Origin of the sequence: Bradyrhizobium sp. HKCCYLS1011, assembly GCF_051167795.1 — a bacterium.
In the GTDB taxonomy this organism is placed as follows: Bacteria; Pseudomonadota; Alphaproteobacteria; order Rhizobiales; family Xanthobacteraceae; genus Bradyrhizobium.
In genome coordinates, this window is sequence record NZ_JBNPTT010000004.1 from 651,126 (window position 1) to 673,851 (window position 22,726).

Here is a 22,726-nt window from a genome sequence, read left to right on the forward strand (position 1 = left end):
ACGGCCTTCGCGAACGACATGATCGGGCTGCGGCTGCGCGACCGCGTCGGCGGTGGCAATCTTGTGACCCATCTCGCTGGCCAAAGCGCCCAGCTCTACCAGGCCCTGCATGGGGTCGGCGCCGGAATGGGCCGGATGGACTCCTATGGCTGGCGGACGCGCGAGCGCGTGCCGACGCCGCACGATTTCGACGCGGCGATGCGGGAGGCCTATGCCAACGGCATCACGCCGGTGATCCTGCTGGAATACGAAGGCAGCTATCAGTTCCTCGATCCGCCGCAGCCGATCGGCTCCTACCAGGATTGGTTCGCTGCCGGCCAGGCGATGGCGCGGCGTTTCCGGCCCAACGGTGATTGGGGCCTGGAGAACGGCATCGCCAATTTCGGTGCCACGATCTTCATGGCGATCAACGAACCGGACGTGCAGGCCACGATCCCGCAAAAGGCCTATCATGACGCGCTCGCCGGCCTCGCCGACGGCGTCCATAGCGTCGATGCCGGCTTGCGCGTGGTGCCCGGCGGCTTCGCCACCTGCAACTCGCATGGCGATGCGAAGTTGCGCGGCTATGGACCTGCAATCGCCGACCTGCTCGAGGACGGCCGCCTCGACGGCATCGACCTCCATACTTACTACACGGATCGCTGGTATCCGATGACGCGCGGCCGCGCCTTCTCGGTGCAGACGTGCTTCGATCGTATCAAGCAGGCGATGGGCCTAAAGCGTGACGTCAATTTCTACACCACCGAATTCAATGTGGCGCGAGCCGGCGCCTGGGAGGAGGCCGACGTCGCGGCAAGACTGTTTCTGAGCGCGGTGTGGGACCAGATCGCCGTGGTCGGCAATGACGGTCATTCGCCGCGCATGATCCTGGCCTTCCCATGGAATCTCGGCGATACGCCGCGCGTCGACGGCCCGCATTATGCGATGGCCAAGGGCGAAAATCCGTGGGTGCCCGAGGCGCGCGGGCGCGTGTTCGAGACGGTGCTGAAGCTGGCCGGCGACATGAGGATCACATCGATCGACCGCACGCGCGGGCTCTATCGGCTGTCCGGTCCGGACGCCGAGCTGATCGTCTGGCAGAACATCGCCGGATGGACCGGCAGGCCGGGCCGCGCCGTCGAGATCGAGCTGCCGGAATGGGCGACGCGGATCGAGGTCTGGGGCTGGGATGGACTGCGGCGCGCCCTGCCTGCGACGGGCGGCCGCTTTGTGGTCGACGATCTCAATGAGAACGAGACCTACATGATCCGCGTGCCGCGACGCTAGAGCGGCCGGTTCGTCGTAAATGTCTGGTTATCAGGATCAGGACAAGTGGCGGGTGCTGCGCAAGCTTGGATTAACGCAAACATCAGCGCCGGGAGTGATTGCGCACGAAAGATCGGCATCTTTGATTAGAATTGCTGATAACGCCGTAGTCCGTCGGTGATGTCAGCGGAATCGAATTGAGCGCCACTGCAATGCAACTCGCTCGTGGAGCAGATAGCGCCGATGGCGCGCAGAGGTCGCGCGCAGGCGTCCGCGTGCGCGAGATCGCGCAAGCCGATCTCGCCGCGATCGCCGCGCTGTTGTGCCGCGGCTTTCCGTTCCGCGACGAACACTATTGGCTGCGCGGCCTGCAGCGCCACGCAGCGCGGCCGCGCCCGCAGGCCTATCCGGCATTCGGCTATTGCCTCGACCAGGGCGGCACGCCGGTTGGCGTCATCCTCCTCTTGTATTCCGAGGTGCTTGCGGGGCGTGAGACGATCGTCCGGTGCAATGTCTCGAGCTGGTATGTCGAGCCCGCGTTTCGCGCCTTCAGCTCGCTGCTGGTGCGGGCGGCGACCCGCGACAAGAGCGTGACCTATTTCAACATCACGCCGGCGCCGCATACTTGGCCGCAAGTCGAGGCGCAGGGATTTCAGGTCTATTGCCGCGGGCAGATCTATGCGGCGCTGACGCTGTCGAAGCCCGTGCCGCGCGCCAGCGTGCAGCTGTTTGCTGACGGCGAGAGCGCGGGGCTTTCCGACTTCGAGACCGACGTGTTGCAGCGGCATGCCGGGTTCGGCTGTTTGAGCCTGGTGGTGCATGACGGTGTGGACCGCCATCCGTTCGTGTTTCAGAGGCACCTCGTGAAGAAGGTCGTGCCGGTATATCGGCTGCTCTATGCCCGGGAGATCAGCGATCTCGTGCGCTTTGCCGGCAATATCGGTCGCTTCCTGGCGCGGCGCGGCGGTCTCTTGGTCCGCTTCGATGCGAACGCGCCCGTGCCTCGCCTGGCCGGCTGGTACTCCGAACGGCGCGGCCGCAAATACGCCAAGGGCCCGCATCCGCCGCGGCTCGGCGATCTCGCCTTCACCGAAGCTGCGTTGTTCGACGGCTGACGCCTGCGGGTTGCATCTCGGTCGGCCTTGTTCAGCTCGCCGCAAGGCATGTTGCGGGTGTCTGCTCGGCCAGTGCGCATAGCCCGATCGCCTGTTCCTTGCCGCGCAGGTGGACGAGCCCAAGTGAGCGCGCGGCAATGCCGGCTGGAAGCTTGAGGCGATCGAGAAGTTCGGCGGAGGCGATCACCGATTCGCCACGGTCGCGGCAGGCATCGACCAGGCGTGCCGCAGTGTTCAGCGTGTCGCCGAGCAGCGCGATTTCCTTCTTGATCGATCCCATTTCGCCCGCAACGACCGGCCCGCAATGCAGACCGGCGCGAACCTGCGGAGTCATGCCGAAGGCGCGCTCGTAGTCCGCGCCGTGCGCGACCAGCCGATCGCGCGCAGCGAAACAGGCACGCACGCAGGCTGCGTCCTTCAGCCCCCGGGCCAGCGGCCAGGTGGCGATCAATTCGTCGCCGACATATTTGTGGATCTGTCCACCGCGCAGCACGATCGGCCCGCTGAGATCGGTCATGAGCCGGTTCAACAGCATATGGAACTTGACCTCGCCAAGTCGTTCGGCAGCCGCGGTCGAGTTCTTCATGTCCATGATCAGGAAGATGCGCTGTTCGACCCGAGGCCGATGGTAGCGTCCCGTCATGAAGGACAGCAGCACGTTCTGGCCCAGAAGACCGTTCACCTCGAACAGAAAGGTGATCACAAAAGTGGCGCCGAAGCAGAACAGGATATCGTCGCCCGAGATGCTGACCACACGGGCCGGCGGACGGTTGGGCACGAGCAGTTGCCCGACGGCGATGGCCAGCAAGAACACCAGCAGATAGACGACAGAGCGCACCGCGACGGTGACCATGAATGGCGTGCGCGCAAGCGGCGATCCGGGTGCCTGCAGGACGAACAAGCCGAGCCAGCTCACGGCGGCGCCAATGATGACGCCGCTCACGGCGCCTCGGAGCAGGCCGCGCAACGGAAAGCCGACGGTCGTCGCATAGCTGTAGCCGGCGCCGACGACCGCGCCGATCACGACGAAGCTCAGGATCCTCGGCAATTGGAGACGTATCCGCTCGTCGACCACCATGACCCATCTGCCAAAAGGAACGGGCGTGAATGGCCGATCTTAGCAGACCGGCAGGGGAGCGGACACCGTCGGATAGGCGAATGCGGCCGCGACCATGCTCTGCATCCCGCGGAGCGCGGTGCCCAGCGAGACGGAGCGATCAACGACGCAGTGGGCACGCGCTTTGCGTTTTGCCCACCCTGCGCGTTGGTGACGCTGAGCTACTCCGCCGCCTCGCTGCTCGCCTCGATCAGCAGCACGTCGAGGCTCTCGATCTCCTGCATGGCGCGGCCGGCGATGCCTTGGAGATCGCCATAGAGGCCGGCGGTGGAGTCGAGCACGCCGCGGAGCTGCTCCTCGCGCTTGGCCCACAGCCGCATCATGGTCTTGCGCTCGCGATCGAGATCGGACTGCATCTCGGTGAAGCGCTCGACGATCGCGTCGATCCGGTGACGGAATCTGGGACCGGTGAGATAGGCATAGACCAGCTCCATCTTGCTCTGCTGGCCCTCCTGGGCCAGCCGGCTGCTGGCGAGATCGATCAGCGACTGCCGCAGTGCCAGCGACAGCGGAACCGCAAAGCGCGGCTCCGCCACCCAGACGCCGTCGATCAGGTCGAAACCGTCGACCCCCTTGGGCAGGGCGGTCGAGATGATCATCGCGATCTCGGCTTTCGCGGCGCGCTGATCGTCACGCAGCTTGGCGAGCCAGCCGTCGCTCCAGTTCTTGGTGCGCTTGGATTCCCACAGGATCGTGCCGCAGGGCTGGCCGTTCGGCGCGACCACCCGGTGCAGCACGTCGCCGCCAAATTCGCCCTTGGGCACCGGCTCGATCAGGTCGCGGGGAAAGCGCGCGCGCAGCTGTGATTCCAGCGCGATCTCCAGCGTCTCGCCCTGCAACTGCTGCGAGCCCTGTTCGGCCTTGCGGCGCAGCTCCTCGATCTGGCGCTGCATGCCGGCGATCTGGGTTTCCTTCTCGGCGACCTTCGCCTTCAGCCCGTCCTCCGCCTCGAGCCGCGCCTTGTCGCGTACGGCCGTGAGTCCCTCCTGCACCTTCTTCTCGACCGTGAGCTCGAGCTCGCGCCTTGCTTCGTCGAGCTCGCGCTGCTTGCGCAGCATCTCGGCCTGCGCCTTCTGCGCCTCGGCCAGCTTGGCGTCCTGGCTGGCGAGAGCCTGCTGCAGCTCGGCCAGTTTCTGGTCGCGATCGCCGATCTCATCCGCCAGCGCCTGGCGGGCTTTCGCGGCCTCAGTCTGCGCGATCGCCGCCCGCTCGGCCTTCAGCCGGCTCGCCACCTGCTCCTCGACCGCAGCGCGCGCCTTCGCAAGCTCATCCTGCGCCTTTTTCAGAACCTGCTCGCGACGGCCGAAATCGGCTTCTTTCGCAGCGAGCTGGGCCTGGAACCTGCGCCGCGTCTCCTCGATCAGCGGCGCCGCAAGCTGCTCCGTCAGATGGATTTGGGTGCGACAATTCGGGCAGACGATCTGGGGATCGGTCACGATGCGAATCCTGTGGTCATTGGCTAACGAGTCTATCGCGCGAGTCGGCGTCGTTTAACCCCATGTCCAGCCTGAACTCCCAAGGAGTTGTGGACGATGCGGCGGTTTTGACGGCGTGCGGCTTGTTCCAGGGCCGAGAATCCCTCCTGCGGCAGCCGGCGAATCGCGGCGCAAGCAAGGTCAGGGCTTGCGGACGGTGGCGCTGGACTCCAGAGTCCGTGAAGTCCACTGCAGCGATGTGGTGCGAGTTTGGGAGCACAAAGCGCATGCGTCTGTTGATTCTCGGCGGCAGCCAGTTTCTTGGGCGGGCGATCGCGGCTTATGCTTGCGCAGCCGGTCATGAGGTCACCTGCGCTGCGCGCGGGCTGTCAGGCCCGATTGCGGCAGGCGCCCGCCTGGTCGTCGTCGATCGAGATGTCGTCGATGGTTTGGCGCCGCTGGTCGATCAGGACTTCGATGCCGTGGTGGATGTCTCACGCCATCCGGGCCAGGTGCGTCGGGCGGTGGCCGCGCTGAAGCCGCGCGCCGCGCACTGGACCTTCGTCTCAACCGTCAGCGTCTATGCCGACAACCGTACGCCCGGGCAGCGCGCGGACACCGCTCCGTTGCGCGAACCGACCGCGCCGGATGTCGAGCACAGCAGCGAGGCCACCTATGGCGCCGCCAAGCTGGCCTGTGAGCAGGCGGTCGGCGAGGACGCGTTTATCTGCAGGGCGGGTCTCATCGTCGGTCCGGAGGACCCGACCGGGCGGTTCAGCTACTGGCCGGCGCGGCTCGCCAGGGGCGGCGAGGTGCTTGCGCCGGGAGCGCCCGACGATGCCGTCCAGTTCATCGACGTGCGCGACCTCGCGCGCTGGATCGTCCACGCCGCTGAAGTCGGCCTCACGGGCATCTATGACGGCATCGGGTCGACGATGACGCGCGATGCGTTGTTGGTGGAATGCGCAGCGGCGGTCGGTGCCTCCTGCACCTTCACCTGGGCCGATCGTGCCTTCCTCGAGGCCCACGATGTCAGGCGATGGGCAGGCCCGCGATCACTGCCATTGTGGTTGCCGCTGCCGGACTACGCCGGCTTTGCCACCCGCGACACCACGCCGGCCCGCAACGCCGGACTGCAGGCGCGGCCGCTGGCCGAGACCGCGCGGGATACGTTGGCCTGGCTGCGTCAGGCCAACAGCCACGTCGATGGATTAACCATCGACGAGGAGCGCGGCGTGCTGGCCGCCTGGCATGCGAGGCGCGGAGCGACGGCGACATGATCCAGCGCCGCCCGATGCCTACCTGATCGTTGAAAATCCAGACTGGCATCCCGCTTGCTGATCTCGGGGCAGGGGTCACGGAGTGGTTCGTGACCTGTGCCAAAGCCGGACAATCGAGGTCAATGACATGATGCCTTTGCTCCGTTCCGCGACAATCGACCAGCCGACGTTCAACGATGCCACGCGCGTCCGCGGTCTCATCGACAGCCTTAGGGTTAATCTCGAGGCTATGACTGCCGACATCGAGGCCGAGGAGCGCAAGAGCCAGATCTCCGATGTCGCCGCAATCAGCTATCCGATCCTCGCCAGGTCGCTGCGTGCGCGCCGTGACAATCTGGAAGCGACCATCAATCTGCTGTCGCAATCGCTCGCGCGTTTCGAGGGGTGATCGAAATCTAGCAGGCTGACTCCAGGCGGCGGCAGGCAAGGCCGACGGTCGGCTTTGCCAGTCGGCGTGCCATATCGTTAATGCAGTGGAGCAGATCTGCTGACACTGAGTTCTTCGCATCCTGGCTCGCTTCGGACCTTCCGGTCCGTGCGCGCATGCCCGCTCGCAGGGATGAACCGGAAGATCTCAGTCGGAGCGCCGCAGGGTCGATATGGGTCCAACAAGTAGACGTAAAGGCATTGTTTGCAAAGGTCTGCGTCGGGCAACAACGAACTCATACATCGCAGCAAAAATCTCTTTTCGCTCACTTCGTTGGCGCGCGCGAGCCAGGCGACTGGCAACGCCGGTTTGACGACCCAATCCCGCTGCCCGATGGGAGTTCTCCCGATCGGATCGCCGTTGAGAGAGCCGGAGAACGGCTGCACGTCAGGCGGATCGCGGCCGGTCCCGAAGGTCGCGCAAACGCCGCCCTTGTTCTGACCGTGTGTGACATCACACGCCGATCGCCGAAGCGTGATTGCGCCGGCCCTGCGCGACGGAATGCCAACGCCTAAGTGTCAGTCATATCGATGAATAGCACATTGGCAGCAACAAGAGGATCGCATGACCAGCTTGAAATTTTTGGGCGTGACGCTCGGTCTTTCCGCGCTCCTCGCGACGCCCGCCTCGGCATGGCCGGCAGCCTCGGAGCCCGCGGCGGCCGCAGCGGCGGACCCGACCTTCTCCATCTATTCGAACGATGGGCGCGGATACTCCGCGTACGGGATGGTCTCGCAGGTACCGTTCGGCGAAGCGTCGGGGCCGCATAGGTCAGTACGGCCGCATCACCGAAATCACGCAGCCAGCGTCAAGCGCTACTGAAGGGCTTCGAAATCACCGGCCTTCCCGATGCGGGCCAAGGCACGCCGTGCATAGGCCGAAGCCTTGTCGGGCGTCGAGACCCATCTCAACATCAGCTGCATTCATTTGCACCGGCTCGCCGATGATCCGGCACAGCTCGACAGCCCAGGCATCGAGCACCTCGCCCTTTTTCGCTACCCAGGCGCGCGTGGCGACGTTGTAGACTTTGCGGGCGACGGCTGGCAGCGGCTTGCCGTTCTGCGCGCGCTCAGACCGTCCGTGGTCTGCCATGCTTCAGACAGCCGACATGCTGGCTGAGCCGCTGAATAGCCGCCTCGGGCCAACAGACGACATCGGAGGCTTAGCCTGATATGAGAGGCGGCCGACCGAGGCGACTTCGTTGCGAGAGGCATGAATGGCTAAACTTGGAGATTCGGTTAGCGGCGCACTCCGCACGCTCGGCTTCTGGCTGGCAAACGGAACTGTCGGTTATCCGCTTCTAGAGGGTATCGATTATTCCTGCATATTCCGAGAACCATCGGCGCTCGAAGCAGCCATGGCTATTTATGCCAACGTCCTACGCATGGATGAGTCGGGTCAGGTGCTGAACGCCAGAGCCGCAGAGAGACGGGCTGCCCAGTGGATTCGCAGGTACGTCGATCCGACATACGTAGTCGATCCGCCATTTGAAAGCTGGGAAGTTGCCCTACATGAGCCTCCGGGTCGTGCCGACAAAGACCCTGACGCAGAATTAGGCCAATGATCGCTGCCGTCGCTTTCGCCGGATGTCCGCTTTGGGCCCATTGTCAGACGTCAGAACAGGTCAGCGACACCGCCTGATCACTGCGTGACTCGACCAAGAGCCGAGGCCAGATCTATTGCCGATCGGATTCGCTACTGTCAGCCACGACAATGCGAACCGATAATTTGATCTGCATCTCGCCAAGCTGGCCGAGCAGTTTGGGCTTAAAAGTTTCCTGGGGCCACGCGCCCCCGATCCTCCACATGACCCTAAACTCGATGGAGCCGCCGTCGGCGACGAATTGCTGCAGGTATCGATGTGCCGGGCTCAGCTGCTGGATCAGGCCCGATAGGCATCGGGCGAGACCGATATCGTCGGAATCGCCGGCGGCTAAAACCTTCATCCAACAATTTTCTTGGTGAAATCCTCCCAGCATGGCTCCGTCAGGCGATGTTCGCGCATGACCTTTGCTCCAGTAGCGATCTGGATCCAACGTCAGCGCGCCCGACACGTCATCCGGCTGCCGCTTCGGATGCGTCAGCACCAATTTGACGGTGTATCCTGATGGTGTCAAAGCGTACCCCCGATTTCCGATCTGAAGCACATGCGGAAAGGCCCGAACGATGGTCGCACCAACAGCCTTAAGACTAGGTCTGCTGCCATCACGCATATCATTGGCGCGCTTCATCTCTCGGACAAGATCATCGACGACTTGCGACAACGAGCGACCGTCGCTGGTTGTCAATGACTTCCGAACCTGTCGCGCGTGCCAAGGCAATAGCACAGATCAAAATTTTAAACGGAAGCCAAGCAACAAACAAACTTACATACCACGGCACGTCGTTAGTCATACTCGAACTCTCCACCGTCTTTAGAAAAGTCTCAAGATGCTCACCGAGCACACTTATCGTCGCAACTATGCCGCAACCATTAAGGGTTTCGCTCCAGCACAGTGTATAGCGTTGTTCAAATTGAGCCGACTTGGTCATATTTCGTCTGTAGGATGTCCGCTCAGGCTCAAAAGCGGCCTATCAGTCGCCCGACTGCTTACTTCCGGTCGAGGCTCGGAAGCCGACATCGCTGGTGCAGACCGGAAGGTCCGGGACGGGCCCAGGCTGTGTGAAAACGTTCTATTTAAAGTGATTCGCGCGGTAAGATTCTCGGCGATTTCGCGGGGAATCTGATGAAGCGCTTTGTCGAAGGGGCTGCTCGCGGGCAGAGCACACTGTTTCCGGCATCTCTCGATGACTATGTGGCCGAGGATAACCCGGTGCGAGTGGTCGACGTGTTCGTCGATGGTCTCGATCTCGACAAGCTCGGGTTCGTCGGGGTTCAGCCATTCGATACCGGCCGGCCGAGCTATCACCCCGGCACTATGCTCAAGCTCTACATCTACGGCTACCTTAATCGGATTCCGTCTAGCCGACGCCTGGAGCGGGAATGTCATCGCAATGTCGAGATGATCTGGTTGACCGGGCAGCTGGCGCCGGACTTCAAGACCATCGCGGACTTCCGCAAGGACAATGGCAAGGCCATTCGTGAGGTCTGTCACAAGTTCGTTGCGCTTTGCCGCAAGCTTGATCTGTTCAGTGAAGCGAGCGTTGCCATCGACGGATCAAAGTTCAAGGCTGTCAACGCGCGGGACAAGAACTTCACCGAGGCCAAGATGAAGAGGCGTCTCGAGCGGATCGATGAGAGCATCGCCCGCTATCTATCTCAGCTTGAAGCCGCCGATCGGCACGGCGACGCCGTGCCGGAAGCGAAGGTTGAGCGGCTGAAGGGCAAGATCGAGAAGCTTAAGGAAGAGATCGTTCGACTCAACGCGATCAACGCCGAGATGATGAAGAGCGAGGACAAGCAGATCTCACTGTCCGATCCTGACGCACGCTCGATGGCGACAAGCGGCAAGGACACCGGCATCGTTGGCTACAATGTGCAGATCGCCGTTGATACGCAGCATCATCTCATTGTGGCTCACGATGTGACCAACGTGGGCAGCGACCGTCACCAACTTTCTAACATGGCCGGGCAGGCTCGTGCCGAGATGGCTGTCGAGACGCTCGAGGTTGTTGCGGATCGCGGCTACTACGACAGCGAAGAACTTCGCGCCTGTGAGCAGGCTGGCGTCACGGTCACATTGCCGAAACCGCTGACCTCAGGCGCGAAAGCCGCCGGCCGCTTTGGCAAGCAGGACTTTGTCTATGTTGCGGCCGAGGACGTCTATCGCTGTCCTGCCGGAGCACGGCTCACCTACCGCTTCACTAGCCAAGAAGATGGTAAGATGCTGCGTCGTTATTGGACAATCGCTTGCGGAGGCTGCGCGCTCAAACCTCAGTGCACGACTGGCCCCGAGCGGCGCATCGCCCGTTGGGAGCACGAGGCCGTGCTGGAGAAGGTTCAGCGGCGGCTCGACCAAGACCCCAACAAGATGACCTTACGCCGTCAAACGGCCGAGCATCCGTTCGGAACCATAAAGGCCTGGATGGGGGCGACGCACTTCCTGATGCAAAGACGACATAAGGTTGCGACCGAGATGGCGCTGAATGTGCTCGCCTACAACATGAAACGCGTCATAGCAATTCTGGGTTGCCGAACACTGCTGGAGGCGATGCAGACGTAAGGGATCTTTGCACGCCCAGATCGGCGGCCTTCAGGTTCAGAAGCTTCTCGTCGCGCATCCGAACCGTCCAAATGGAGCCGCCGCCGGACTTCCGACCCGCACAAAGAGGTTCTCACACAGCCTGGGCCAGAAGCTGACATCGGTCTGGCTCTTAGCAGGGTGTTTCCGCCATTTCCGGCCACAGTGATCGTTCTGCCTGATATAGAAGAACGTCCAACTATGAAGGCAACTAGGATGCTCAATGTTGCGACGCGCAAAGATTTATATCGGAGCGACGGTACGGGAAGCGATTATCGCGGCGCTACATCATAACAACGCTGGCATTTGCTTCGAGCAAGATAACCCTGAAGTTGTCGCCGATTGGCGTCAAGGCTCGGGACTTGCGGTCGCGCTACGCTCGGCTTTGGAGCGTTTCTCCGCACAAGAACGCAATCTCCGCAGCTACAAAAAAAAACAGAATGGCCCAGCTATCGGGCCTCAAATTCTCGCTCTGTCCGCACGTTTGAAGCCGCTTATCTCTGCATTAGCATTCAAGCATTAGATGAGGCGGAGTTTTTCTATGATGCCGAAGCCTACCCTAGGGGTGAAGAGGACATTGCGCTCGATGTCACGCTGAATCGGCATGGGCCTAACGAAGAGATCGACCGAAAACTCTTGAAGCTGTTCAACGCCTGCCTTGACTGGCCGAAATACGAACGACTGGCTGGGAGCCGTTGGTCTTGAGCTCGAAGGTTCGCTTCGGGGCCAACAGCGGACGTCGCGGCTGGCAATCCCTCAAATGAGCTGATCGAGATTGATCCACTCCAGGCGGGACCACCGCGATGGTCGGAGTGATTGCGTGGCAACTGCTGGGTCTGGCACGCCTCCATACCCCCCGCATGCATGGGGTTGGGGGGGCATGCATGCAGGGGGCGTTGGCTCAGCACGCGCCCTCCTCACCGCGTCGCGTACTCAGCCCTGCGGTCGATCATGTCGATTTCGGAATCGTGGCGCCATTGTCCTCAGGGGCAATCGACATTCGGCGTCGCCGCGCCTCAAGAATCCGCGATTTTGACAGATGAGGTTGAGAATGAATATTCCGGATCGCCTGTTCACCGTTGCCATCGTTTTGATAGGTTCGGTCGCAATCGCCTTGCTGACAATGAGGCTATTTCCAGTTTGAGACGTTGCCGCGACGAAGTTTGTTGAACCATGCCCCTACGCCATGCCCGAGGCGAGCGGGCGGCCCATTCGTTCGTGTTGCGCCCAGTCGTCGGCAAATGAGCGAGCGCGGTCGGCGCGCATGTGTCGATGCGCTGTCCCAACCGACAAAATCAGTTGCACCGAAGAACGAATTTCATCTGCGCATTCAACCCGATCACCCCTGTCCAGACCTCGCGCGAAAAATATTCCTGTTTCTATTTTTCAGAAATCGTGGTTGTCTATCGCCATCCCGCCTCGATGAAGAGGGACGTACGCGTCGTCACGATACGTGGAGTGCGGGGAGCGGTGGCCGCGATGGCGTCGGGCGCGTTCTGCGCAAGACGACCGATGCTGTTGCGGACGGCCAAGCCGTGTGGTCCTGACACCCCGACGCTGGTGTCCGTGAAGACCATCGCGCAGGGAAGGCCGGGTCGTCCGGCTGAACCTGTGGTACCTGCCGCCTGCATTTTCTTTCGCAGGCGGGCCACGGGCCTCAGTCGAGGTCCGGCCTTCCCTGCGCCCTCTCGTTGCGAGAGGGGTCTATCTCCACAGCTCGGGCGCCATGCGCTGCGAGGAGGCGGAGTCATGTCCGTGCTATCCCATGCTGTCGCGCGTTGCGCGGCCGATCTCCATCTCGCATCGCTTGACCGGTGCGAACGATCGCCTGTCAAGTTCGAACTCATGTCCTTTTCGCTGATCCACACCCGGCGCTTCGTATTACCTCCAGTTAGACAGCTGTCACATTTGCGAGATACGACAGCGGGAGCCCCCGATGGCAAGCGAGCCGCTTCGGCAGGAGCATCGTCTGACCGCACAAGTCATGCATAACGAAAACCAGAACGGCGCCTCGCTGTCATGACAGGACTTCACTTCCGCGCCAAAGACCTGCACGCCAGGGTCGGCATTGTGGCGCTGCCATCGACCAGACGGCTCGCCGGTGATGAAAACCTCGCCGGGCGAGCGGCGCGGCTGGAGCAGGGGCGGGACACAGGCCGTCGCCCGCCATTCGCAGCCATCCGCACGTGCAAGCGCCTGCTCGCAGCAGTCCAGGGCTTGGCGGCGGTGATCGGGATCTCCGCCGCAGCCGCGGAGAACGCGTCAGCTCCGAACGTGAAGCAGGTGCTGATCGCCTTTCATATTCCGTCGCAGCCGCTTGCCAATGCTCTGCAGATCTATGGCGAAAAGGCCGGCGTTCAGGTGCTGTATGAGAGCCATTCCGCGGTCGGGCGCACGTCGGCCGCCGTCGAAGGCAACTACACGCCCACAGAAGCGCTGACGATGCTCTTGAGCGGAACCGACCTGAAGGTTCAATACGCACGCCCGAACGCCATCACGCTGGCGTCTCGAAACACGCCATCCGATCTCGGCGTGATGGGCACCCCTGCGGCCACGGAACTCTCATTGGGCACGTTGCGGGTGCGTGCAACCGATGAGGCGGAGGATGTCGGCCGGCTGCATGATTACAGCGAGAGCCTGCAGGCTGATATCCAGAAAGTGCTGCACAACAATTCCGGCACTCGCGGCGGCAACTATCGCGCCACGCTCGATCTGTGGATCGACCCGCTGCGCATCATTCAGCGGGTCGAACTGGTCCGCTCGACCGGCAATCAGGATCGCGACGCGGCGGTCGAGGCGGCGCTGCGCGGCTTCGCGGTCAGCCGGCCGACGCCGGCGCGCGCGCCGCAGCCGGTCCGTGTCGTCATCGTCGTGAGGTCGATGCAATGAAGAGCAATGCCGGATTTGGACGGGATGACAGCCGCGCCATGTCCGCCGCCCCCTTTGTCGTCCCTGCGGGGAGCGAGACCTGGACCCAAAGCGAGGCGCTCAAGCTGGTGCTGGTCCCGACGGTTGCCACCTTGCTCTACGTCGGCGGCATCTATTGGATCCGTTCGCAATTGGCGGCCGAGCCTTCGGGCCGCGAACGAAGCGCAATGATCCAGGTCCAGCTGCTGCCCCGGCCGTCGCCGGAATCCATCCCCGTTGCTGCGACCGAGGAGCCCTCGGCCGGCGATGTGGCTAATCGCCTTGATCATTCGATCAGCGACGCGGATGCCGCCACGGTCGATCTCGCCGCCTTGACGCCGATCAAGCCATCGGGGCCGACCGAGCGTCCGGCGCCGGGAGCCGCCGCTCTGCCGGCACCGATCGACGCGCCGCCAAGCGGGGTCACCGCGCGTTTTCAACAGACGTTGCTGCGTCATGTTGCCCGCTATCAGCGTTATCCGAAGACCGCACGCTCGGCGCGGCTGCACGGCGCGGTTGATGTGCTGTTTTCGATGCGCCGGGACGGCACCCTGCTCGGGGTCTGGATCAAGACCAGCTCCGGCCAGGCCCTGCTCGACAAGGAGGCGTTGGACGCCATCCGCCGTGCTCAGCCGCTGCCGCCGATTCCGCCGGAAATGCCGGATCTGATCAATGAGCGGATCACGCTCGAGTTCGATCCGTCATGATCGGCCAGCTGAACTCACTACTGAGCCCGGTGCGGCCACTGCACGTGTGTTTCTACACGCGCTCTACCCGCGTCACAAATGTGTCGTACGCGGCCGCTACCTCAAGAGGCGCTGCGGACTTGGCTCGCGCGAACGCGCTAGCCGGCCTTGACGTGTCCTTCGACGTGTCCTTGGGGGGCGGCCGACGTGGCTGACGCCAATCATATCAGGCTGCGGGGGCAGCTCGTCGATAACTATGAAGGCTTGATCAAGCGGTTGACGCGGTGTCTCGGCTCCGCGGACTTCGCCTATGAGGTCTTGCACGAGACGTTCCTGCGGCTTGACCGGGTGACGGACACCGTGACGGTGCGCAGCCCGGCCGATTATATCTTTCGCGTCGCCGTCAACATCGCCCATGATTACCGCAAGGCGCAGAACTACCGGGTCAGCACCTCGGAGATCGATGCGCTGTTGGATTTTTGCGACGAGGGGCCGGATCCGGCACGGGTGGTCGAGGCGCGCTCCGACATCGACGCCTTGAAACGCGCGCTTGCCGAATTGCCCTCGCGGGCCCGCGACGTGCTGCGCAGCATCGCGATCGAAGGACAATCGCCGCGCGCGGTCGCCTCGCGCCTTGGAGTGAGCCCGCGCACGATCGACAATGATTTGAGACTGGCGCTGAAGCATTGTGCAACGTTTCTTGACTACACTCTGGTCCGTCGGCTGGGCGGTCCGCGGCCGCGGTCGTGAGCCGTATCCGGAGGCCTCGGGGAGGGAGGGCTCAGGTATTTTGGTAAGCCAGCGTGACATTTCCGTCATGCCTCGGCTGAATTTTGCAGTTTTGACGTGTTTCTTCTGCGGGATACCGAATCTCCAACCGTCTATCGGATAAGGGCCCATCGCGCTGGAAGCGCTGGACGCGTTTTGCGGTTCCCGGCGCAAGCGTTGCCATCGGCAGGATTGGCCGCGCGGGCGGAGCCTCGAAGCTGGCGAAATTGGATATGAGCGATCGATCGTGACCGTGCCGATGTGGACCTCCGAGTTCGATCCGTTATTGGACGAGGCCCTTGATTGGGTCATTCGTCTGAAGACGGGTGCGCCACTCCGGTCCGATCTGGACGCGCTGCAGCGCTGGCGCGAGCAAAGCCCGGCGCATGATGAGGCTTTCAAGAAGGCCGCGCGGCTGTTTCGGCAGGCCGGCCTCGCCGCGCGAGAGCTCGCTCATGAGCAGCAAAGCGAACCGGCGGCGGCCGCTCGCGATAGCCAGTCACCGCGATCGCCGGGGGGCGCGATCACGCGCCGCCTGGTCCTGAGCGGCGCGGTCGCCGCCGCGGCGGCCTATCTGGTCGTCCGTCCGCCATTCGGCCTTTGGCCTTCGATGAGCGAGCTCTCGGCCGATTATCGCACCGCCAAGGGCGAGTATCGCAAGCTCATGCTGACACCCGACATCGCGCTCGAGCTGAGCACCCAGACCAGTGTCGCGTTGCGGTCAGCGCCGGGGGAGGTTCGCATCGAACTGATCGCCGGCGAAGCTTCGATCACGGCAAAGCTGGTATCGCAGGCGCCGGTCGTGCTTCTTGCCGGCAATGGGCGGATCAGCGCATCGCATGCGGATTTCAATACGCGTTGCCTCGACGGTGTCGTCGCGGTCACCTGCCTCGACGGCAGTGTTGCCGTCGAGCAGGGCGGACATCTCGTGCAGCTTCGGGCGTCCGAGCAGGTCAGCTACTCGACCGCGGGGCTGCAGGCCGCCACGCCCGTCGATACGACGCAGGTGTCGGCGTGGCGAACCGGGTTGCTGATCTTCCGCGATCGGCCGCTCGCCAGTGTCGTGGATGAGGTGAACCGATATCGTCCGGGCAAGATCATCATCACGAATGACGATCTCGGCCAGCGGCTCGTCAACGGCACGTTCCAGGTCGACAGGCTCGACCATTTCGTCGCGCAGGTGGAGCAGCTGTTCGGCGTCCACGTGGTCTCGCTGCCCGCCGGTGTCGTGCTGTTGAGCTGAGTAGCGTAGCCATGATCACTTGCCACGAAGGCCGCTACGGATCATCGGTGGAATGCGGCGCCCGCACCAGCCATCGCCGGATCGGTCCGGCTGGCTTGCCGGCCAAGACCGGCGGCGCCGGGGGTTCTGCGCGATCCGTGATGATTGCACCCATGGAACGGAGGTCCTCCGGCGAGAGCCAGGCGATATCGTCCGGCCGCGTGGTGATCATGCGGCCGACGATGCGCGGCGGAACGCCGAATGTGCTGGCGATACGGGCCATCGACAATGTCGCAGCTTCGGTTTGCGCGGTCTGGTGACCATATCGGTCGGAGACGCCATGCACCCCGATCGCCGCGGCGTGGCTGGCAAACTTCTCGATGCCGGATGCGAACACGATGAAGCAGGCGGAGGCGCAGCGCGATCCAGCCGCCACGACGGTCGGCAGCTTGGCTCTGCGAATGAGCTCGGCAAGCTTGATCCCCTCGGCGAGACTTCCCCCCGGTGAGTCGAGCCGTACTGCTGTCACCAGCCGTCCATCATCATTCACCGCCTTGATCAGTGCCTCGGTGCCGTCGGCATCGCCTTCCTCGATGTCTCCGCTCAGTGCAATAACGGCAGCGTTGTCCTCGGCCATCACGTTGGTCAACTCGGCGGCGGCGACCGCATGGCCCGCAGCCGCCGCTCCCAGAACGCCCAGCAGGGATCTGCGGAGACACATCGGCGGGCTTCGCTATTTGCGCGCGATCGGTGCTGGTGCGGCTGCCTCGAAGCGCGATGGGTTCCGGCGCATCGTATCCAACCGTTCGCGGAATTCTTCGGCGACCACTTGCGCATCCCCGCTGTTGCGAATGAGCTTGGTGGTGACGAACACGATGATCTCCGAGCGGCTCTTGCTGTCGGTCTTTTGGCTGAGCAGGTCACCGAGATATTTGATCTCGTTCAGCCCCGGAATGCCTTCCACCGTCCGCTCGTCGTCTTCCTTGATCAAGCCGCCCAGCAGCACGGTCTGCCCGCTGCTGGTGCCGATCGTCGAGTGAATGCGCCGCTGCGAGATGGTTGGCGTGAGATTTTGTGCGCTGGTTCCGCCGGGATTGACCACGTTGGAGATCTCCTGCTCGATCTCGAGATCGATCGCTCCGTTCGGATGGACATGCGGCAGCACCTTGAGGATGATTCCGGTGTTGTGCAGCGTGATCGTGTTGACCACGGTGTTCGAACTCGAGAGCACGGTGGCCGAGCCGGTCGAGATCGGAACCTGATTGCCGACTTCCAGGATTGCCGGCTGATTGTCCGCGACCACGAGCGAAGGAGCCGAAAGCACCTTGACGGTCGTCAGCGTGGACAGGGCGCTCAGGATCAGCTTGGGATTGGCTTCGGCCCCGAGCAGAAGGTTGTAGCCGGGTAGCACCCGCGCAAGCAGGGCCGATTGCGCCGAAGATTGTGCAGCGTTGAACAGTCCGACCGAGCCTTTGTCGTTGCCCAGTCCGGCATTTGAGCTCGTCAAATAGGCCTGCACGCCATATTGCAACTGGTCCGTCAGCGTGACCTCTGCGACCATGGCATCGACCGCGACCTGAAGCTTGGGTCGGTCGAGCGACTCCAGGGCGCGTTCGATCACGCGATAGTCCTCCTGATTGGAGTAGATCATCACCGAATTGCTCGTGGTGTCGGCCGTGATCCGGACATTCTGGAACAGCCCGCGCGGCATTGCGCCGGCGCCTGAGCCGCCGAGCGTGTTTGCATCGTCCTGCTGCGCATCCTTGTGGTCGCCAAAACTGTCGAACGCCGCCTGGATCGGGGTGCTGCGGTTTCCGGACGTTCCGGAGCTATCGGCGCTTGCCGTACCCGAGTTGTTCTGACTGGTCATCGTCCCGCTGCCGAGCGAGTCGATGCGCGAGGTTGCCGCGGCCTGACCGGGCGCGGTCGCGCTTTGCTGGCCGCTATCCGCGACGTTCTGCCCCGAACGGCCGACGAACATCTCATTGAGGATCCGGGCAATCGTGCGTGCACTGCCGAAACGCAAGCCGTAGGTCCGCACCGTCGTGCCGCTGAGATCGGAGCGGTCCAGCCGCTGCACCCATTGGGTCGCGCGCTCGAGGACCTTGCTGTTGCGGCTCACGGCCAGCACGGCATTCATGCGCGACACCGGCTGGAATTTGATGACACCCTGACCCTGGCCGCCATCGGCCGTATCGAACACCTTGTCGAGCTCGCGGATCATGGTCTCGGGCGCGGTCGATTTCAGCGGATAGAGCGCGACGGATTGATTGCGCAGCCATTCGACGTCGAGCGTTGCGATCACGCCGAGCACGGCCTGGCGTTCGGAGGTGGTGCCCTGGATCAGCAGCAGGTTACGCGCCTGATCAGCGCGCACCGCGCCCGGCCGTGAGAGGAAGTTTTCCGCCGTCTTCGCGGTCGCGGCCGCCGACACATAATGGAGCGGAATGATCGACACGCCAAAGCCGGGTTGTCCTGCACCGTAACTGGCCGCGCCGGCACCGGACGCCTCAGGCAGCGGCACGATGCGGATCAGGTTGTTCTCACGCAGGACCGCGACGTTCGTCATGCGCAGAACGCTCTCGAATACCGGCAACACATCCTTGCGCGGAATGGCCTGGGCCGAAGCGAGCGTGATCATGCCCTGGACGCGCGGATCGATCACGTAGTTCAGGCCGAGGCTGTCGCCGAGCACGGATTTCGCAACCGATTGGATGTCGGCATTCTCGAAATTCAATTCAACATCGCCGGCTTTGTTCGGGAGATCGCCGTCGACGGTGGTTGCCACCTGCGTCGATCCTGTCGCCTCCCGCAACGTGGACGGGGTGGCGGGAGCCTGTTCGATGCCCGGGTACACCATGGGCTGCATTGAACGTTGCACAGCAGGCGCGGCGGCTTGCGCGTCGACCGGACCATTCCAGTGGGCACGAAGGTCGGCGTCACGGATCGGATCCGTCACCTGGTCGCGCGCCGGCAGGTCAATGCTCTTGTCGATCATGCAGCCGCAAAGCAAGCCGCCGACCACAATCCAAAGGGTGGCCGCGGCGCCGAGCGTCGCGGTGCGGCTTCGGCGGGACTGTTCGGTGAAGGGCATCACTGCTCCCCATTGTATGGCGCGCCGTTCAGATCGGCAGGTCTGACGTCAGTGCACATCGCTTGCCGCCTTCCACGGACGATCCGCGGGTCCCAGGCTGCGGCCTGCGAGATTTTCAACGTCGTTGATCAGCGTGGTGGCGCGGCCGATCAGCCTGTCCGCATCAGCAGAGGCGATCGGAAGCTGCGCGAATGCAGCGCCATCGAGCAGGGTCTTCATGTCTCTCGCCAGCGCATCGCGCCTCATCTGGATGGCGCCGATCGCGTCGAGATAGCGTTCGTAGGCAAGGTCGCTGCCTCTGATCGCCTGCGTGGCAAGTGCGAGGCTGGCACGGCCAAGCGGCCCGAATGGCGCGTTCAAATTCCAGTAGGCCCGCGCCATTCTGGTGTAGGCATCGCGCGACCTCGCGATTGCCGGTGGTAGCGCCTGGTCTTCGAGCGCCTCGACCAGCACGACGCCATCGTGGACGTAGGTATCCTTGAGCCCGAGCAGCGCGAGCTGCGTCGGTCGCAGATCCGCTGGGTAGGAGACGATGTCGGCCTGCCCGCGCTTTGCAACGCCGGGCCCGGCGAGGCCGAACCAGCTGCCGCGGTCGCCTTGCTGGATGTCTCCGGCGCCCCGGAGGACCACCGGGTCGATGGCGACACAAGCAGGTGGCGTGGCGCAATCGGCATGACTATTCGCCGTTCGATAAACATAGTTCGAATCGCCGAACATGAGGAAGCTCGGCGTTCGCGCCGGACTGCCGGTGGTCAGATGCATGAGTTGCATCTGCGCGCGGTCGGCAAGCAGGGCCGCGAGCCGATCTGTCTTCGCCGTCGAGGGATTTTGAACCGTAAGTTTGCCGACGTCCTGTGCGAGCGTGCGCGTCAGTGGATCGCTGGGCTGTGGGTTGCCATGGATATAGAAGGCGGGTGCGCTACCCGGCTGAATGTCAAACCTGGTCACGTTGCGACGTTCGGAGGCGACCAGGCGATCGAGCGTGGCGTCGATTGCGCCGACCGCGCCGTAACGACATGGCAGCTGAAAGCCGTCGCATGTCGGCGGTTGCGGTGGCCCGCCGGTAAAACGGTCATTGCCAGTCGAGATTGCTATAAAGAGCGTGTTGCGTTTGCTGAGTCCGTCGGCTGCAAGTCGATCGACAAATGATCCGAATGCGGCGTCGTATTCGGCAAGCCTCGCCAGGTCCTCCGGCTCGCCCGGGCCGGAGTCGCGCATGCCGCTGCGATGATGGGCGTTGCCGATCGAGATGTAGACCACCTGCACACCGGCCTCCAGCATGGCCGCGGCGTAGCCGAGCGCCTGTGCTGCGACAGGTTGGGAATCCGGAAAGCCAGGGTGGCCGGCGGCGTCGGCAACGACTTTGCCGTCGAGCGTTCTCACCGGGCCTCCGGGCGATATCACTGGCTGCACGTGGCGATTGCCAAACAAACCGCTGAAGCCGACATAGCCGCCGGGCTCGTCAGGCAGCAGGTCGGGCCGCGCTTGGGCGCTGCTACACAGCGTGCTGCTGCGCGCACAATGAATGGCGATGCCGAAGAGATCCGCCTCGGCTGCGATGGGATCACGTGCCGCTGCTTCCGCTTCCGAGGCGCTCAATATGTTCGTGACCGTGGCATCGAGCGCTTGAAGCGTGAGGCCAGTGGTCGCGAATGCGCCCACGTCACAGCCGGCCCGCGTGAACGGGACCCACGGCGCCGCGACGGTTCTGCCGGTGTCGGCCAGCATCAGCGGCCTGCCGTCACCTCCGCTTGCGGTCCAGTAGCCGAATGATGAGGAAAAGCCGACGGTCCCGTCGCTCCGAAACGTGCCGTAGCTGTCGCCGACGGGAACGCCCGTGCGGTCACCGAGCAGTCCGGTCAGGACAGTCAGGAGATCGGGCGCCTGCTGCAAGGGGAGAGCGCTCGGCCGATTGTTGCCGATCGTCCCATCGGCAAAGAACTCGCGTAGCCGCGGCATCTGTTCCAGATCCGAAGGGACCAACGGCTCGTCGCGAGCGAGATGCACATTGTCGAGTTGAATCTGCACCACGTGGGTGATCGTTCTGGTCGGCGAATGCAGTTCGCAGGCAGCGTGCGCTTGGCCGAGACCCACTGCGCACCCAATCATCAAGCTTGAGGCAACGATTACGCCGCTGCGCAGCAACGATGCGAGGCCGGCCGAGAGGCCGGCGGGATTGCGACGCGGACGCATGACGCGATTTGTCTTTGGTGCTTGTCGTGGTGCCGATTGTGGTTGCAACGTCAGCGACGCCGCTTCCGCCGAAACACGCGGAATGTGTTCGACTTCGATGACGCGCTGTTAACGGCGGTGACCGCTTCTCGCGCATAGCGAGAATGTTCAGTTGTGATTCGCCTTCATCGATTTGACGCAAACAAGCTGCGACAGATATCCGCTTGCGCTGGAACTGCATCGTGAGCCTTGCCTGGCCGATTCATTTGACGCAGGTTACCGTCGCATTTTCGGATGACGCTGATGTCGACGGGCGATGGAGAATGGCATGGTCAGGCTGACAACGCGCAGGCATGGCTTGCGCGATCGAGCGTCGATGTTGGCCGTTCTCATCCTCGGCGCTGCGCTGGTTGCAACAATCGGCGCCGCCCGAAGTGGCGAAGTTGCAGTCAACAATCCGGTGGAATTGCAGTCGTTGCAGGAACTGACCGCCACGCATGAGCGTCCGCTGTTTTCACCGACCCGGCGGCCGCCACCCAAGATCGTAGCTCCTGTTGTGATGAGACAGGAGGCGCCACCACAACCGCCGGCGCCGCCGCCCAGCCTGGTTGTGCTCGGCATCGTCAGTGAAAACGGAGAGGGGCGGGCGGTCATCCGCTCCGCCGACAAACGGCCGGTCGACAAAGTGATGCGGGTACGGGCGGGCGATGACGTTGGTGGCTGGAAAGTCGATAAGGTCGAGCCGCGGCGGCTGGTGCTGACCCAGGGCGAGCGCTCGGTCGACTTCGTCCTGTTTGGGGTTGTGGACAAGAACATCCGGGCGGCGGATGCCACGGTGCGAGGTCGGCGCTAGCGCTCGCGTGATGTTGCGGTTCCGCCCGGCCCGGTGAGGTGAATATTTGACGAATTTTCACCGCGGGCTTGCGCGTTAGCCGTCGTCAAACCGTCTTAGGGATGAGGAGAGGCGTATCCCCGAGTCATCGGGCGCTTCCGCTTGGGCGCAGGCGGGGGGCGGTGGTTAGGTGAGGGCCGATCATTTGACCTGTTGCCGTTGATCTGGCGGTGTCGAGTTGTCGGCAGCGCCATAGATGGCTTGC

20 protein-coding genes are annotated in these 22,726 nt (G+C 63.3%); 13 read left to right on the forward strand and 7 right to left on the reverse strand.

What is annotated here, in order from left to right:
- Nucleotides 1-18 precede the first annotated feature (18 nt).
- The gene (locus tag ACQR1W_RS16050; RefSeq protein ID WP_434851857.1) at nucleotides 19-1,266 is read left to right on the forward strand and encodes a hypothetical protein; all 1,248 of its coding nucleotides are present in this window, start codon (nucleotides 19-21) and stop codon (nucleotides 1,264-1,266) included.
- Between the two features lie 191 nt (nucleotides 1,267-1,457).
- On the forward strand, nucleotides 1,458-2,360 hold the full coding sequence (locus ACQR1W_RS16055) for an acyl-CoA acyltransferase (RefSeq protein WP_434851667.1): 903 nt from the start codon (nucleotides 1,458-1,460) through the stop codon (nucleotides 2,358-2,360).
- Nucleotides 2,361-2,391: 31 nt separating this feature from the next.
- Here the strand turns inward: ACQR1W_RS16055 and ACQR1W_RS16060 are convergent, their stop codons facing one another.
- Nucleotides 2,392-3,408: an adenylate/guanylate cyclase domain-containing protein gene (locus tag ACQR1W_RS16060; RefSeq protein WP_434851668.1), complete on the reverse strand. Its 1,017-nt coding sequence runs from the start codon at nucleotides 3,406-3,408 to the stop codon at nucleotides 2,392-2,394.
- Between the two features lie 230 nt (nucleotides 3,409-3,638).
- Nucleotides 3,639-4,913: a DUF2130 domain-containing protein gene (locus ACQR1W_RS16065; protein ID WP_434851669.1), complete on the reverse strand. Its 1,275-nt coding sequence runs from the start codon at nucleotides 4,911-4,913 to the stop codon at nucleotides 3,639-3,641.
- A 266-nt stretch (nucleotides 4,914-5,179) separates the two neighbouring features.
- On the opposite strand from ACQR1W_RS16065, the gene ACQR1W_RS16070 reads away from it, so the two are divergent.
- From ACQR1W_RS16070 to ACQR1W_RS16080, 3 genes are all read left to right on the forward strand, one after another.
- Nucleotides 5,180-6,172 (forward strand): NAD-dependent epimerase/dehydratase family protein, encoded by a 993-nt coding sequence (locus ACQR1W_RS16070; protein WP_434851670.1) that lies wholly within the window; start codon nucleotides 5,180-5,182, stop codon nucleotides 6,170-6,172.
- 127 nt (nucleotides 6,173-6,299) lie between these two features.
- Nucleotides 6,300-6,560: a hypothetical protein gene (locus ACQR1W_RS16075; protein ID WP_008973765.1), complete on the forward strand. Its 261-nt coding sequence runs from the start codon at nucleotides 6,300-6,302 to the stop codon at nucleotides 6,558-6,560.
- A gap of 603 nt (nucleotides 6,561-7,163) precedes the next feature.
- Entirely contained in the window at nucleotides 7,164-7,421 is a 258-nt protein-coding gene (locus ACQR1W_RS16080; RefSeq protein ID WP_434851671.1) for a hypothetical protein, read from the forward strand.
- Between the two features lie 12 nt (nucleotides 7,422-7,433).
- Here ACQR1W_RS16080 and ACQR1W_RS16085 read toward each other — a convergent pair whose 3' ends face one another.
- A complete protein-coding gene (locus ACQR1W_RS16085) occupies nucleotides 7,434-7,691 on the reverse strand; it encodes a hypothetical protein (protein WP_434851672.1) in 258 nt (85 codons plus the stop codon).
- Between the two features lie 124 nt (nucleotides 7,692-7,815).
- Here ACQR1W_RS16085 and ACQR1W_RS16090 point away from each other — a divergent pair, with 124 nt between their 5' ends.
- The gene (locus tag ACQR1W_RS16090) at nucleotides 7,816-8,163 is read left to right on the forward strand and encodes a DUF7677 family protein (RefSeq protein WP_434851673.1); all 348 of its coding nucleotides are present in this window, start codon (nucleotides 7,816-7,818) and stop codon (nucleotides 8,161-8,163) included.
- Nucleotides 8,164-8,275: 112 nt separating this feature from the next.
- On the opposite strand, the gene ACQR1W_RS16095 is transcribed toward ACQR1W_RS16090, so the two are convergent.
- Entirely contained in the window at nucleotides 8,276-8,830 is a 555-nt protein-coding gene (locus tag ACQR1W_RS16095; RefSeq protein ID WP_434851674.1) for a hypothetical protein, read from the reverse strand.
- A gap of 495 nt (nucleotides 8,831-9,325) precedes the next feature.
- Here ACQR1W_RS16095 and ACQR1W_RS16100 point away from each other — a divergent pair, with 495 nt between their 5' ends.
- From ACQR1W_RS16100 to ACQR1W_RS16125, 6 genes are all read left to right on the forward strand, one after another.
- The gene (locus ACQR1W_RS16100; protein WP_434851675.1) at nucleotides 9,326-10,762 is read left to right on the forward strand and encodes an IS1182 family transposase; all 1,437 of its coding nucleotides are present in this window, start codon (nucleotides 9,326-9,328) and stop codon (nucleotides 10,760-10,762) included.
- A gap of 241 nt (nucleotides 10,763-11,003) precedes the next feature.
- Nucleotides 11,004-11,303, forward strand: a complete 300-nt coding sequence (locus ACQR1W_RS16105; RefSeq protein ID WP_434851676.1) for a hypothetical protein — start codon at nucleotides 11,004-11,006, stop codon at nucleotides 11,301-11,303.
- 1,496 nt (nucleotides 11,304-12,799) lie between these two features.
- Nucleotides 12,800-13,669, forward strand: a complete 870-nt coding sequence (locus ACQR1W_RS16110) for a secretin and TonB N-terminal domain-containing protein (RefSeq protein ID WP_434851677.1) — start codon at nucleotides 12,800-12,802, stop codon at nucleotides 13,667-13,669.
- Nucleotides 13,666-14,394, forward strand: a complete 729-nt coding sequence (locus tag ACQR1W_RS16115) for an energy transducer TonB (RefSeq protein ID WP_434851678.1) — start codon at nucleotides 13,666-13,668, stop codon at nucleotides 14,392-14,394. The genes ACQR1W_RS16110 and ACQR1W_RS16115 overlap by 4 nt, the downstream gene beginning before the upstream one ends.
- Before the next feature lie 186 nt (nucleotides 14,395-14,580).
- Nucleotides 14,581-15,123, forward strand: coding sequence for an RNA polymerase sigma factor (locus tag ACQR1W_RS16120; RefSeq protein WP_008973756.1), 543 nt, complete (start codon nucleotides 14,581-14,583; stop codon nucleotides 15,121-15,123).
- Between the two features lie 265 nt (nucleotides 15,124-15,388).
- Nucleotides 15,389-16,384, forward strand: a complete 996-nt coding sequence (locus tag ACQR1W_RS16125) for a FecR family protein (protein ID WP_434851679.1) — start codon at nucleotides 15,389-15,391, stop codon at nucleotides 16,382-16,384.
- Nucleotides 16,385-16,418: 34 nt separating this feature from the next.
- Here ACQR1W_RS16125 and ACQR1W_RS16130 read toward each other — a convergent pair whose 3' ends face one another.
- The 3 genes from ACQR1W_RS16130 to ACQR1W_RS16140 are packed head-to-tail and all read right to left on the reverse strand — an operon-like array spanning nucleotide 16,419 to nucleotide 21,488.
- Nucleotides 16,419-17,084, reverse strand: coding sequence for a hypothetical protein (locus tag ACQR1W_RS16130; RefSeq protein ID WP_434851680.1), 666 nt, complete (start codon nucleotides 17,082-17,084; stop codon nucleotides 16,419-16,421).
- A 12-nt stretch (nucleotides 17,085-17,096) separates the two neighbouring features.
- On the reverse strand, nucleotides 17,097-19,457 hold the full coding sequence (gene gspD, locus ACQR1W_RS16135; protein WP_434851681.1) for a type II secretion system secretin GspD: 2,361 nt from the start codon (nucleotides 19,455-19,457) through the stop codon (nucleotides 17,097-17,099).
- A gap of 48 nt (nucleotides 19,458-19,505) precedes the next feature.
- Entirely contained in the window at nucleotides 19,506-21,488 is a 1,983-nt protein-coding gene (locus ACQR1W_RS16140) for a hypothetical protein (RefSeq protein WP_434851682.1), read from the reverse strand.
- 469 nt (nucleotides 21,489-21,957) lie between these two features.
- Here ACQR1W_RS16140 and ACQR1W_RS16145 point away from each other — a divergent pair, with 469 nt between their 5' ends.
- Nucleotides 21,958-22,482 (forward strand): hypothetical protein, encoded by a 525-nt coding sequence (locus ACQR1W_RS16145; protein ID WP_434851683.1) that lies wholly within the window; start codon nucleotides 21,958-21,960, stop codon nucleotides 22,480-22,482.
- Nucleotides 22,483-22,726 lie beyond the last annotated feature (244 nt).

Coding starts and splice junctions, on each gene's coding strand:
- ACQR1W_RS16080 (WP_434851671.1), top strand. CDS start 7,164: ATGACCAGCTTGAAATTTTTGGGCGTGACGCTCGGTCTTTCCGCGCTC.
- gspD (WP_434851681.1), bottom strand. CDS start 19,457: ATGCCCTTCACCGAACAGTCCCGCCGAAGCCGCACCGCGACGCTCGGC.
- ACQR1W_RS16055 (WP_434851667.1), top strand. CDS start 1,458: ATGCAACTCGCTCGTGGAGCAGATAGCGCCGATGGCGCGCAGAGGTCG.
- ACQR1W_RS16110 (WP_434851677.1), top strand. CDS start 12,800: ATGACAGGACTTCACTTCCGCGCCAAAGACCTGCACGCCAGGGTCGGC.
- ACQR1W_RS16130 (WP_434851680.1), bottom strand. CDS start 17,084: ATGTGTCTCCGCAGATCCCTGCTGGGCGTTCTGGGAGCGGCGGCTGCG.
- ACQR1W_RS16145 (WP_434851683.1), top strand. CDS start 21,958: ATGGTCAGGCTGACAACGCGCAGGCATGGCTTGCGCGATCGAGCGTCG.
- ACQR1W_RS16100 (WP_434851675.1), top strand. CDS start 9,326: ATGAAGCGCTTTGTCGAAGGGGCTGCTCGCGGGCAGAGCACACTGTTT.
- ACQR1W_RS16085 (WP_434851672.1), bottom strand. CDS start 7,691: ATGGCAGACCACGGACGGTCTGAGCGCGCGCAGAACGGCAAGCCGCTG.
- ACQR1W_RS16070 (WP_434851670.1), top strand. CDS start 5,180: ATGCGTCTGTTGATTCTCGGCGGCAGCCAGTTTCTTGGGCGGGCGATC.
- ACQR1W_RS16115 (WP_434851678.1), top strand. CDS start 13,666: ATGAAGAGCAATGCCGGATTTGGACGGGATGACAGCCGCGCCATGTCC.
- ACQR1W_RS16105 (WP_434851676.1), top strand. CDS start 11,004: ATGTTGCGACGCGCAAAGATTTATATCGGAGCGACGGTACGGGAAGCG.
- ACQR1W_RS16050 (WP_434851857.1), top strand. CDS start 19: ATGATCGGGCTGCGGCTGCGCGACCGCGTCGGCGGTGGCAATCTTGTG.
- ACQR1W_RS16075 (WP_008973765.1), top strand. CDS start 6,300: ATGATGCCTTTGCTCCGTTCCGCGACAATCGACCAGCCGACGTTCAAC.
- ACQR1W_RS16090 (WP_434851673.1), top strand. CDS start 7,816: ATGGCTAAACTTGGAGATTCGGTTAGCGGCGCACTCCGCACGCTCGGC.
- ACQR1W_RS16095 (WP_434851674.1), bottom strand. CDS start 8,830: ATGAAGCGCGCCAATGATATGCGTGATGGCAGCAGACCTAGTCTTAAG.